Raw genomic sequence first — 12482 nt, 5'->3', positions numbered from 1 at the left:
CCGGGCGGAGTCGCTCCGCCCGGCCCCACCCCGTCAGGGCTCCCTACCCGGGGCCCCACTGGAGCTGGAGATCCCTCATCAAGGCCTTGCTCGCCTTCGCATCCATCAGCGAGTCCGCGAACACGATGCGCAGCCTCTTGTCCTCGGTCCAATGCAGCTCCGCGGCGACATAGTGGCCGATGGTGCTCGCTTCCTGGATCTCCTCCATGTCCGAGAGATCCACCATCGCATTCGTGTTGATGACGACCTGGACCGTCTGCCTCTTGCGCCTGAGAAAACCGCAGAGCGCGAAGTCTCCGTCGTCGGTGATCAGCGTCTCGTCCTGGAGCAGTTGCTGGATGTGATCCAGGCTCCACACCAGGGCGATGTCCTTTCCGCCGGCTGAATCGAGGAACGCGCGAACCGCATCGTCGTGGACGTCGACGGGCATGTTTCCGAGCTCATGGAGCAGCTCATGGTTGGCCATGATCCGGGCTGCCTTGGCTCGATCATTGGGGCTGTATTTGAAGGCCAGCGCGTTGTGGGCCGCACGTTGTCCGCACGTGTTGCGATCCTGGCGCAAGCAGGCAAGGCGGATGATTCCCGGCCCCACGTTCTCTTGAGGCGTCAACAGGCCACGAGCGCCATCCGTGACCTGGCTCTTGGGCTGGGAGGAGGTCTTGGAAGACGGCGGCTGCTTCGCGGGGGGCGGCGGCTTCTTCACGCCACGTGAGGCCGAGCCGGAAGTATTGGCCGAACCGCGCAGATAATATGCCCGGACTCCGGCCCCTTCCAGCCTGGCCACCACCTTGCTGTCGAGCACGGGGATTCTGGGCCGAACCGATTTGCCGTCCAGCCACACGGACACGGGCCCGGGCAGGAGGCTCTCGTAGGCATCCGCGGTGTTCTTCGACGTCTCGTCGACGAACCCGATGGACATGAGAGGGTAGGTCTGAAGCAAGCGCAGGTACTGCTCGTCGTTCGGGCGGTTCTCATCCCAGCTGAAGACCTTCATGCCCATGAACGCGGCGATGTCCATGGAGCCACTCCGGCCTCCGATCAGGCCGTGGACCCCAGGGAGCTGGCTCACCTTCATCCAGAAGTACGCCGTCCTGCGTTTGTCCACGAACTCGTTCTTGTGCAGGGTCTGGGTGTCGAACAGGTCGATGTCCCCGGGCTTGTAGTCAGGTGTCGCGATCCCCAGGACGAACATGTTCCTCTTCGCGGCCAGCTCCTCGAGCTGCTTCTCGATTCCGTCCGTGGTGTTGTGCTGCTTGTTGACGTCACCCGAGCGGCGATTGAGGAGGACGACCTGCTTGCCGCCGTGTTTCTTGATGGCCTGCGCGATCTGCAGGACCTTCCGATCCATGTGCTGCATGTCCTGCACGGAGAGGTTCGCGGTGAACTTCTCCTGCAGGAACGTGATGACCGCTCTCTTTCCCACCCGGCGAACGTGGTCCATCAGGATGGTGGTCGAGATCTTCTGATCGATGACCTGCTGCCGGTCGTATTTGCCGAACTTCTTCGTCTTCCGGTCGTAGCGCTCCTCGATGCGCGTGTTGAGTGCCTTCTCGACGTGGCCCGCCGCCACCTGGGGCCTCGACTTGTTCGAAGGCACCTCCACCTGCTTCACCGGAAGCTCGAGCGCGCTCAGGAAATCCACGAGCGCCGGGCTTCGCTGCTCGTATTTGCCGTTCCCCTTCGTCGTCTTGACGACCCCGATGGCGGTCTTCAGCGTGTCGATGGCGGCATCGCTTCCGAAGTGCTCGGTCAGGCTCATGGCGGCGGCCAGGTGCCAGATGTCGCCCGTCATGTTGCCCGGCAGATTGAAGTAGTACTTCGCACTGGGGAGGACGGGCTCGGGAGGAGACTCCTTGAGCTTCTTGACCTGGGGACCCGGTGGCTGCTTGCCCGAGGACGACCTGGAAGCGGACTCCTCCAGGGGGCGCTTCTTGTCCTGGGATGGCGGAGGATTGGAGGGCGTCCTGGGCATGCGAGCTCCTTTCAGTTCCCCGCGCCCGCCGAGCCGAGTGGCTTGACCTCGGGCGCGGGAGACTCCGGCAGGTCCATCGCCAGCGCATCGAGCTCGTGGAAGCCCTTGCCGCGCACCTCGCCGTTGCGGAAGACGGCCCAGCCCCGCAGATCCTTGTGGAGCACGCGCGTCATGTGCCAGAGCTGCGTGCCGCTGTTGGCCACGTACAGGTAGAGGATGCGCTTCGGGTTCCAGGGGTTGGGCAGCGCCATGGCGATGCCGTCATCGGAACGGCCGTAGGTCGTCCCCTGCCACCGGAAGAAGCGGCGGCCGAGCTCCACCGGCAGCTTCTTCTCCGCGGCGAGCCGCGCCAGCAGCGCGTTGTCCTCGGTGTTGCCCAGGAGGATCAGATCCTTCTCGGCCAGCTCCTGGGCCGTCACCTCGGCGTCGGGCTTCACGGGGGCGAGCGTCTCGGTGAGGGCGTTGGCCAGGGTCTCGCGGAAGTTCAGGGTCAGCGTGCGCTGGGACTCCACCTCGCGGGCCGTGCCGTGGACGAAGAGCAGGCGGCGGAAGTCGTCGGACGTGTTGGAGAGGATCTGGTAGCGCTCGCGCGGCACGGGGATGTCGTTGGAGGGGTTGAACACCACGCGCACCGGCCGCTCCGCCACGCGGAAGTTGAAGGTGCTGCTCGCGCCCTTCACCTCCACCCGCTCCAGCGTCGAGCCCTTCGCGGTGAACAGCTCCACGGTGGTGACGAAGTGGTAGGGCTTGCCGGCCTGCTCCACCTTCAGCGTCACGTCGTAGCCGTCACGGGCCTTGGTGGAGCTGGCGAGGATGCGGGGCGAGGGCAGCCCCCCGCGCTCGATCCACTGGGACACGAAGGGCTGGAGATCCCTGCCCGCGGCCTGTGACGCGGTGCGGATGAAGTCCGCCGTGGTGATGTTCTTGTTGGCGTAGCGCTCGTGGACGGCGCCCATCACCCGGGAGAAGGACGCGTTGCCCAGCAACAGCCGGAGCTGGTGCAGCAGGAAGGTGCCCTTGATGCGGGGGATGGCGTAGGTGCCATAGCGGTTGTACGTGGTGCGCGCGGACACCGGCACGACATCATCCTCGCGCGCGGCGAGGTAGAGGTAGCGGGCGTTGAGATCCGCCAGCGAGTCACGCTGCTGCTCGTAGGCCTTGTCCTTGTCATCCGGCAGCGCCCGCAGCAGGGACCAGTAGGCGGCCGAGCCACTCACCAGCCAGTTCTCCCCGTCCGTGGTGGGGAACACGGTGTTGGACCAGAGGAGCTTCCTGTCGAAGCCCAGGGCCTCCTTCACCTTGTCGAGCTCCCGCTTGGACTCGGCGGCCTTGGCCTCCTTCGCGAGGGCGCGGGCGCGAGCCTCCTTCAGCTTGTCCGCCACGTAGATGGGGCTGAAGGCGGTGTAGCCCAGCGACAGGTGGGGAGTGACGCCGGGCAGGTCCTGCATGATGAACCCATTGCCCACGAACTTCTCGCGCAGGGTCGGCTTTCCGTAGTGCGCGAGGAACATGAGCTGGCGCGCCATCTCGGAGGTGGTGATCTTGGCATCACAGGCGTGGGAGAGCGTGATGGGGCTGGAGGCCAACAGACGGATGGCGTTGTCCAGGTCCATGCCGCCCTTGCCGTACTTGTCGTAGTACTCCTGGAAGGCGATGTCCCGGTTCCAGGTGTCGAAGGCCAGATCCACCGGGGCGTTGAGCGAGTTGGCGACGTACTCCTTGCGCAGCTCCAGCTCCCGGTTGTTGTTGTTGGACCAGATGAAGTCCTTGAGGTTGCCCGGGGTGTCCGCTCGCTTGCCAGGGCTGCCGGTGCGCCACAGCCGGCTCTTCTTCGTGGCCAGCGACAGGCAGGCGCCCTCGCCGCTCTTCGCGTCCGCCATCGTCCAGTCGTTGGTGTAGAGGCCGTTGTTGTTCGTCGACAGGATGCGGACCACGTCCTCGATCGACGAGGCGTACTGGATCGCCTTGCGGCTGCGGCTGCTCTGGGGCGTGCCCTCGGGCTCGAAGGGCGTCTGCTCCACCGTGGTCTCCCCGATGACGATGCCCGCATCGTTCATCAGCCAGTCCGCGCCGCTGTGGATGCCGCCCGGGAACGTCTGCAGCACGAAGCGGTGGCCCTTGGTGGGCTTCACGTCCAGCACCACGTCCCAGTGGACGCCGGTGTAGCCGTTCCACATGAAGATCTGCGCGATGATGGCCTGGCCATCCCGGGTCGCCGACTTCGTGGCCACGAAGGACGAGCAGTGGTCTCCCTCCCCTTCCCGGTTGATCTCATCCTCGGCCTTCAGGAAGGTGCGCCCCGTCAGCGCCGTGGGGGTCACCCGGTTCGCCTCCTCGAGCTGCCCCAGCTCCACCACCGAGTTGAGGGTCACGATGTCCAGCAGATCCAACTCGCGATCCTTGAACTTCGCGCCGGCCTTGAGGGCTCCGTCCGCGATGCCCTTCATCTCCTCGAGGAACTCGGGCTCGAACTTGCGCAGGAAGAGCGAGTCGGTGAGCAGCCGGAGCTGGGCCCAGCCGTTGGCCGAGTCCTGGCGGTTCTTCCGGTAGCCCTGCTTCTCCATGTAGACGACGATGTCCTCGGCCATCAGCTGGCCGTACTGGAAGCCACGCTCGTACGGCTCGCCCTCGATGTGGACGAACTTCCACCCGCCGTCGTCGTAGCGGAAGCCCTTGCCGGACCAGCGCACGGACTCCAGGGGGATGTAGGCGGTGATGTCGTCCACCTCCTCCAGGCGCACGTCATCGAACCACGCGGTGCCGGTGGCCTTGCCGTTGCGGCCCAGGTGCATCTGGACCTGGTCCGTGCCCTGCGTGGCGAAGAAGAGCACCGAGACGCGCCCGTCCTGGTCCGCGCCCAGCGTCGGGGAGCTGTTGGTGAAGGGGAAGCTCTTCATCGACAGGCAGGCACCGAGCGCCGTGGGATAGCGCGCCTGCGGATCCGCCCGCACGCCGCGAGTCCTCATCCACGCGCTGAGCCGGTAGAGGCGGCCCACCTGGAGCTTCACGGGCTGGGACAGGACGGTGGTCTCGGCGCCCGTGACCGGGTTCTCGATGACGAGCCCCTTGGAGCCCTCGGAGCGGCCCTCCGGGCTGGAGGCCACCCGGCCTTCGCCGCTCGCCGTCCAGCCCGCGGGCAATCCCGAGGTACCTGGCGACTCGAAGCCGGCGTTGGTCACGGGCACCTGCGCGGCGGCGGACGGCGTCGCGTGAAGCGCACCCAGGGTGAGGAGCACTGCGCCGAGGAGTGAGGTTTGTCGAAGCGGGGTCATGTCCTTCCCGAAATCGTAGGGGGAGCATCTACTTCCCCCGCCCCACCCCGGGCCGTCAACCCTCGCCGCACCTCGGGTGAACCCCACCCGCCCCTCGGGAAGGTACCCAAGTGCTTGATTTTATTCGGAAACCCACCCGAGGAAGGCACCGTCATGGGTCCAGCGGCCCCCGCCCCACGCGTCAAGTCCCCCCGGATGCCTGCCCGGAGTCCCAGGCGGCGTGAGCGCTTTACTTTGGCCCGGAACAATTTCGGTCCATCCTGCGCACCGAGTGCGTTCTACATCCTGGATCATCCTGTTGCTGTGCGCTGGCTGCGCGGCGCACGTGGTTCCCTCCGTCTCTCCGTCGAAGGCGACGGAACGGGAGGTGGAAGCGTCGTCGGCCGCGGCTCCTTCTGGAGGGGCGGAGAGCACCCCGGTGCCCTCCGAGAAGACCCTCGAGGCCGTGACACGGACCGTCGTCGAGAGCAGCGACGCGGCCCTCGCGGCGTCCGCCCCCTCCGCCGAGGGGGGTGAAGAGGCCGAGGACGACGAGGAGGCGGACGCCTCCGACACCGACGAGGGCGAGGCCCAGGAGGCCCCCACGGGTGCCGTGCCCACCGGTCCGCTCTACACCGCCGAGCTCTCGGACGAGCAGCTGACGGAGCTGTGGAAGAAGGATCCGAAGGCGCTCGGATCGATCTCGGTGGGCTTCGTCGAGAGCGGCCGCATGGTGAACGCGGTCCGCGTGCCCGAGGACCCCGATTGGATCGTGGTCTCGCCCGAGCTGGCCTGGGGCACCCAGGAGACGGTGGACTACCTCACCAAGGCCATCCGCGAGGTCCGGGCGCAGTACCCGAAGGCTCCCCCGCTCCGGGTGAACCAGCTCAGCTCCCGCGAGGGCGGCTACCTGCGGCCTCACAAGAGCCACCAGAACGGCCGGGACGTGGACCTGGGCTTCTACTACCCGACCGTGGATCCCATCCGCGTGAGGGAGCGCGAGAAGTACATCGACCTCGAGCTGAACTGGGCGCTGGTCAAGTCGCTCGCGATGAACTCGGACGTGCAGATGATCCTCGTGGACAAGCGCGTCATGAAGGTCCTGTACGAGCACGCGCTGCGCAAGGGCGAGAACAAGGAGTGGCTGGACTCGCTCTTCAACGCCGGGGCGAAGTCCCTCATCAAGCACGCCAGGCGCCACCGCGACCACTTCCACGTGCGCTTCTTCAACCCGCGCGCCCAGGAGCTGGGCCGCCGCGTCGCCCCGCTGCTCGCGATGCAGCCGGACCAGAACATCGTCATGCACCGGGTGCGCTCGGGTGACACGCTCGGAGCCATCGCCCTGCGCTACAACTCCGGCGTGGAGCGGATCAAGAAGGCCAACCGGATGCGCGGCACCTTCCTGCGTCTCGGCCAGGTGCTCGCGGTGCCCCTGCGCGGCCCCTGCACCCGCTGCCCCATCCCCCCGCCCGTCGTCGTTCCGCCGCGCCGGCTCCCGCCCGGGCTCGAGCAGCAGGCTCCGGCCGTGGCCACGCAGCAGGCCCCCGCCGCTCCCGCTCCGGCGGCGCCCGCGCCCGTGGAGCCGCAGCCGGCCGTGGTGGCGGCGCCCGCTGCACAGGCCCCCGCGCCCGTGGTGCCGCAGCCGGCCGTGGCCACGCAGCAGGCTCCCGTGACCGCCGAGTCTCCGCAGGTTCCGGCCGCTCAGCCGGAGCCCACGGGTGGGAGCGCTCCGGCGGGTTCGGACGGTCCGACCGAGCCCCCCGTGCCCGAGAGTGCTCCGTCGGAGCACTCGGGTGGGGGCTCGCCAGCGGGGACGGATACGTCCGCCGCGATCATGCCGGGAAGGACGACGGCGCTGCACTGAAACGGGGCGCGGGTGCACCGCGCTCCCCCGCCGCCGGATGACGCGGACTCAGGTCTGCGCCCGGCGGCTCGCCTTCTTCTCGCGCTCGCCCAGGGCCGCCTGGAGGAACTTGCCCGCCAGCTTCCGGCCGATGAGCTCCTGCGCCACCATGCCCGCCTCGACGAGCTTCTCGAGGTTGATGCCCGTCTGCACGCCCATGCCGTGGAGCATGTAGACGAGATCCTCCGTGGCCAGGTTGCCCGCCGCGCCCGGAGCGTAGGGGCAGCCGCCCAGTCCGCCGATGCTGGCGTCGAACGTCGTCACGCCCATCTGCAGGCCCACCAGCGCGTTGGCCAGCGCCGTGCCGCGCGTGTCGTGCAGGTGCAGCGCCAGCTTCTCCACCGGGATGTGCTCCAGCAGCGCGGAGAGGATCGTCTCCGTCTGCCTCGGCGTCCCCACCCCGATCGTGTCACCGAGGCTCAGCTGGTAGATGCCGCCGTCCACCAGCGCGCGGCTGATCTCCACCACACGCGACACGGGCACCTCGCCCTCATAGGGGCAGCCCCACACCGTGGACAGGTAGCCGCGCACCCGAAGGCCCGCCTCGAGCGCCGCCTCGGTGGTCTGCCTCGCCTCGGCCACCGCCTCGGCGATGCTCTTGTTGATGTTCTTCTTCGAGTGGGCCTCGGACGCGGAGATGAAGACCGCCGCCTCCTCCAGGCCCGCCTCCTTGGCGCGCGACAGGCCCCGGAGGTTGGGCACCAGCGCGGAGAACGTCACTCCCTCGCGCCGGCCCACCAGCCGCAGCAGCTCCTCGGCGTCCGCCAGCTGGGGGATCCACTTGGGTGACACGAACGACGTCACCTCGATGCGCTTCTCCCCCGCCGCGATCAGCGCCTCGACCAACCGCGCCTTGTCGCGCGTGGGCAGCGTGCGCAGCTCGTTCTGCAGGCCGTCACGAGGGCCCACCTCGTACACGTCCACCCGTTCCGGCAGTCCTGAGAGCCCGCTCAAGCGCGGGCGGCGATGTTGGTTCGGATCCACTGGACGATGTCCTGCGTCGAGCTTCCGGGGGTGAAGATCTCCGTCACGCCCAGGCCCTTGAGCTTGGGAATGTCGTCATCCGGGATGATGCCTCCGCCGAACACCGCGATGTCGAGCGCGTTGCTCTTCTTCAGCAGCTCGATCACCGCCGGGAACAGCGTCATGTGCGCTCCCGACATGATCGACATGCCGATCGCGTCCACGTCCTCCTGGATGGCGGCGTTGACGATCATCTCGGGCGTCTGGTGCAGCCCCGTGTAGATGACCTCCATGCCCGCATCGCGCAAGGCCCGGGCGATGATCTTCGCCCCTCGGTCGTGCCCGTCCAGGCCAGGCTTGGCCACCAGAATTCGCAGCTTCTTCTCAGCCATGTCGCAGCTCAGCTCCCACGATGAGGTCCGTCGATGCGGCGGATGGCTGCTCCCCCTCCAGCCCGCCATGCACCCAACGGATCGAAAATCCCGTGAATTCCAACAGTTGGATCAGATCCGCAAGAGGATAGTAACGGATGGCATATTGCCCGGAAAGGACACGTCCATCCGGCAATGTCAGTCGCCTGGAGCCCTTGTCCCTTCCACGTGCCGCGTCAAAGCGGCTCTCCTCCTCCAGCAGGCTACCGTCCGGTAGGTAGGTGGAGAAGGAAGCCTCGGGTTGTGACGCGAGCCGCTCGTAGGGCACCGTGTGCAACACCAGACGTCCTCCGGGCCGCAGGCACCGCGCCAGATCGCGCAGCAGCTCCACGTGCTCCTCGTCCGAGAAGACGAAGAGCGTCGAGTACCAGGCGTAGGCCCCCGCCAGTGAGGCCGCGCGGAACGGGAGCGAGCGGAGATCCGCTCGTACCACCGGGAAGCCTGGAAGCCGCTCCGCGAGTGAAAGGGCATCCAGCTCGAGGCCGATGATGCGCCCGGACAGTGGGCCCGAGGTGTTGAGCCGCGCCGCGTGCCGCCCGTGGCCACAGCCCAGGTCCACGATGGGCCCGGGGACCGTGAGGTCCTGGAAGCTTCTCGCGAGGTACGCCACCTCCTTCGCCGTCGTTTCCTCGGAGAGGAACGGCAGCGTGGAGCGGAGGTAGAGCTCGCCGAAGAAGCTCACGGTGGGAAGACCCTCACCCTAGCCCTCTCCCAGAGGGAGAGGGGACATACACGGTGGAACGTCGTTGGGCCCTCTCCCTCTGGGAGAGGGTCGGGGTGAGGGTCGTCACCCCGTACCTCAGAACGCGCCGCCCTCGCGATACGCGCCCCACACCTTGCGGAACACGTCGGAGATCTCGCCCAGCGTCGCGTACGCCTTCACCGCCTCCAGCACCGGCGGCATCAGGTTGTCCGTCCCCCTCGCCGCCGCCTCCACCTTCGCCAGCGCCGCGTCCACCGCCGCCTGGTCACGCTCCGACTTCACCTTCTGCAGCCGCGCGATCTGCGACTCCGCCACCTTCTCGTCGATGTGCAGCAGCTCGATCGGCGCGTCCCGGTCCGACTTGAACGCGTTCACGCCCACGATCAGGCGATCCCCCTGCTCCACCTCGCGCTGGAACCGGTACGCGCTCTCGCCGATCTCCTTCTGCGGGTACTGCTCCTCCACCGCCCGGATGATGCCGCCCATCTCGTCGATGCGGCGGATGTACTCGAGCGCCCGCTTCTCCATCTCGTCCGTGAGGTACTCCACGTAGTAGCTGCCCGCGAGCGGGTCCACCACGCGGTCCGCGCCGGACTCGTGGGCGATCAGCTGCTGGGTGCGCAGCGCGATCGTCACCGACTCCTCGGTGGGCAGCGCGTACGTCTCGTCCAACGAGTTGGTGTGCAGCGACTGCGTGCCGCCGAGCACCGCGGCGAAGGCCTGCAGCGCCGTGCGCACCACGTTGTTGTACGGCTGCTGCGCGGTGAGCGACACACCGGCCGTCTGCGCGTGCGTCTTGAGCTGCATCGAGCGCGGGTTCTTCGCGCCGAAGCGATCGCGCATCACGTGCGCCCAGATGCGGCGGGCGGCGCGGAACTTGGCGACCTCCTCGAAGAAGTCGTTGTGCACGTCCCAGAAGAAGGACAGCTGCGGGGCCACCTCGTCCACGTCCAGGCCGCGCTTCACGCACTCCTCGACGTAGCCGATGCCGTCGGCCAGCGTGAAGGCCAGCTCCTGCACCGCCGTCGCTCCGGCCTCGCGGATGTGGTAGCCGCTGACGGACACCGGGTACCACTTCGGCATGTTCTTCGTGCAGAACTCGATCATGTCCGTCACGATCCGCACCGCGGGCCGGGGACCGACGATCCACTCCTTCTGCGCGATGTACTCCTTGAGCATGTCGTTCTGGATGGTGCCCGCCAGCTTCGCCATCGGAACGCCCTGCTTCTCACCCACCGCGATGTACATGCACAGCGCCACGATGGCGCTCGCATTGATCGTCATCGAGGTGGTCACCTTGTCCAGCTGGATGCCGTCGAAGAGCACCTCGAAGTCGGCCAGCGAGGAGACGCTCACGCCCTCCTTGCCCACCTCGCCGCGGCTCATCGAGTGGTCGCAGTCGTAGCCCATGAGCGCGGGCATGTCGAAGGCCGTGGACAGGCCCGTCATGCCGTGGCTGATGAGGTACTTGAAGCGCTTGTTGGTGTCCTCGGGCGTGCCGAAGCCGGCGAACTGGCGCATCGTCCAGAGACGGCCGCGGTACATGGTCGGCTGCGGGCCGCGCGTGAACGGGAACTGGCCCGGCAGGCCGATGCGATCCGGGGACTCGGTCTTGCGGTCCGCCAGCGTCACCACGTCCGGGATGGGGATGCCCGAGTCGGTGACGAACGTCTTGCGGCGCAGCGGCATCTTCTGCGTCACCGCGGCCAGATCGCTCTTGGCCCACTTCTCGGTGGTCTTGCCCACCGCCTTCACCGTGGCCGCGTCGTAGGTGCGCAGCACCACGTTCTTCTTGGGGGCCACGGCCTTGGTGGCCTTCTTCGCGACCGCCTTCACGGCCTTCGTCGCGGCCTTCGCGGCCTTCTTCGCCACCTTGGCCGGCTTGCTGGCCTTCGAGGGCTTGGACGTGGACCGGCCCGCCTTCTTGGCGGACTGGGTCGTGCGGGGAGCGGAGAGCCTCTTGGACTCGGTCGGGGTTCGAGGGGAGGGCATGGTTGGCGCGGGGATGTAGCACCCGGGTGTGGGGGTCGCAAGCCGCCCGGCTCCCGGGTTCCAGGCGTCAACGGGCCCGAGCCAGCCCCACCTTCAACCGGCGCACCGCTTCATCCAATACCGCCTCTGTCTTGCAGAAGGCGAAGCGCGCCATCCCCTGCCCCAGGTGCTTGTGCTCGGGACCATAGAAAACACTCGGAGGGATGGCCGCTACTCCCACCTCCGTCACCAGGTGTCGGCAGAAGGCCACGTCGTCCGCGAAGCCCCGTCCGCCAATGTCCGCCATGATGAAGTAGCTGCCCTCGGGCACGTGCGCCTTCAGTCCCGCCTCGGCGAGCCCCGTCAGCAGCCGCTCCCTCTTGGAGAGGTACTGGGTGCCCAGCTCCTGGAAGTACGTGTCCGGCAGCCGCAGCGCCGCCGCCATCGCCGCCTGCAGAGGAGACGCCGTGGCGAACGTCACGAACTGGTGCGCCCGCTGCACCGCGTCACGCAGCGCCGGTGGCGCGATGATCCATCCAATCTTCCAACCCGTGAGGCTGAAGGACTTGCCCCCGCTGCTCACGGTTACCGTCCGGTCGGTCAGTGACGGCACGGTGGCGGCGCGGACATGACGCGCCGGGGCGAAGACGATGTGCTCGTACACCTCGTCCGCGAGCACCTTCACATCGAACTCGGCGCACAGCCCGCCAAGGAACTCGAGCTCCTCGCGGGTGAACACCTTGCCGGTGGGGTTGTGCGGGGTGTTGAGGATGAGCACCCGCGTGCGGGGACCGAAGGCGGCGCGCACCTCGTCCCGATCGAACCACCACGTGGCGTGCGAGGCGTCCGGCGGCCGCAGCGGCACGTGGCGCGCCTTCGCCCCGAGGAAGCCGATGTTGGCGTCGTACGAGTCGTAGACGGGCTCGAAGGCCACCACCTCGTCGCCCGGATCCACCAGGCCCAGCAGCACGCAGAAGATGGCCTCGGTGGCACCGCTGGTGACGGTCACCATGGTGTCCGGATCGATGCCCGTGTGCCCGTGGAAGCGCGCGCCGTGCTCGGCGATGGCCACGCGCAGGTCGCGCAGGCCGCTGCTGGGCGCGTACTGGTTCACCCCGTCGGTGATGGCCTTGCGAGCCGCCTCCTTCACGGCCTCGGGGCCGTCGAAGTCGGGGAAGCCCTGCCCCAGGTTCATGGCCCCGTGCTTCAGCGCCAACGCGCTGAACTCGGTGAAGACGGTGGTACCGAGGTGGGCCACCCGGCCCGCGAAGATCGGCCTGCTCATGCG

General features: G+C 67.8%; 8 protein-coding genes. 1 reads left to right on the top strand and 7 read right to left on the bottom strand.

Features of this window, described 5'->3' with window-relative positions; all coding sequences use genetic code 11:
* Nucleotides 1–43: 43 nt before the first annotated feature.
* Both NR810_RS07710 and NR810_RS07705 read right to left on the bottom strand, forming a co-directional pair.
* The gene (locus tag NR810_RS07710; RefSeq protein ID WP_257449616.1) at nt 44–1972 is read right to left on the bottom strand and encodes a hypothetical protein; all 1929 of its coding nucleotides are present in this window, start codon (nt 1970–1972) and stop codon (nt 44–46) included.
* Between the two features lie 11 nt (nt 1973–1983).
* Complete coding sequence (locus NR810_RS07705; RefSeq protein WP_257449614.1) at nt 1984–5244, bottom strand: C45 family autoproteolytic acyltransferase/hydolase; 3261 nt, start codon at nt 5242–5244, stop codon at nt 1984–1986.
* Between the two features lie 418 nt (nt 5245–5662).
* On the opposite strand from NR810_RS07705, the gene NR810_RS07700 reads away from it, so the two are divergent.
* Complete coding sequence (locus NR810_RS07700; protein ID WP_257449597.1) at nt 5663–7087, top strand: LysM peptidoglycan-binding domain-containing protein; 1425 nt, start codon at nt 5663–5665, stop codon at nt 7085–7087.
* 48 nt (nt 7088–7135) lie between these two features.
* Here the strand turns inward: NR810_RS07700 and NR810_RS07695 are convergent, their stop codons facing one another.
* From NR810_RS07695 to NR810_RS07675, 5 genes are all read right to left on the bottom strand, one after another.
* Nucleotides 7136–8110, bottom strand: coding sequence for a hydroxymethylglutaryl-CoA lyase (locus NR810_RS07695; RefSeq protein ID WP_257449595.1), 975 nt, complete (start codon nt 8108–8110; stop codon nt 7136–7138).
* Nucleotides 8077–8481, bottom strand: coding sequence for a cobalamin B12-binding domain-containing protein (locus tag NR810_RS07690; RefSeq protein WP_257449593.1), 405 nt, complete (start codon nt 8479–8481; stop codon nt 8077–8079). Before NR810_RS07690 ends, NR810_RS07695 begins: the two co-directional genes overlap by 34 nt.
* Nucleotides 8474–9202: a class I SAM-dependent methyltransferase gene (locus NR810_RS07685; RefSeq protein WP_257449560.1), complete on the bottom strand. Its 729-nt coding sequence runs from the start codon at nt 9200–9202 to the stop codon at nt 8474–8476. The genes NR810_RS07690 and NR810_RS07685 overlap by 8 nt, the downstream gene beginning before the upstream one ends.
* Before the next feature lie 117 nt (nt 9203–9319).
* The gene (locus NR810_RS07680; protein ID WP_306817979.1) at nt 9320–11215 is read right to left on the bottom strand and encodes an acyl-CoA mutase large subunit family protein; all 1896 of its coding nucleotides are present in this window, start codon (nt 11213–11215) and stop codon (nt 9320–9322) included.
* Between the two features lie 67 nt (nt 11216–11282).
* Nucleotides 11283–12479 (bottom strand): aminotransferase class I/II-fold pyridoxal phosphate-dependent enzyme, encoded by a 1197-nt coding sequence (locus NR810_RS07675; protein ID WP_257449557.1) that lies wholly within the window; start codon nt 12477–12479, stop codon nt 11283–11285.
* Between the last annotated feature and the right edge of the window lie 3 nt (nt 12480–12482).

The sequence above is a fragment of the Archangium lipolyticum genome, assembly GCF_024623785.1.
GTDB lineage: Bacteria > Myxococcota > Myxococcia > Myxococcales > Myxococcaceae > Archangium > Archangium lipolyticum.
This window is presented reverse-complemented; position numbering and strand designations above follow the sequence as displayed.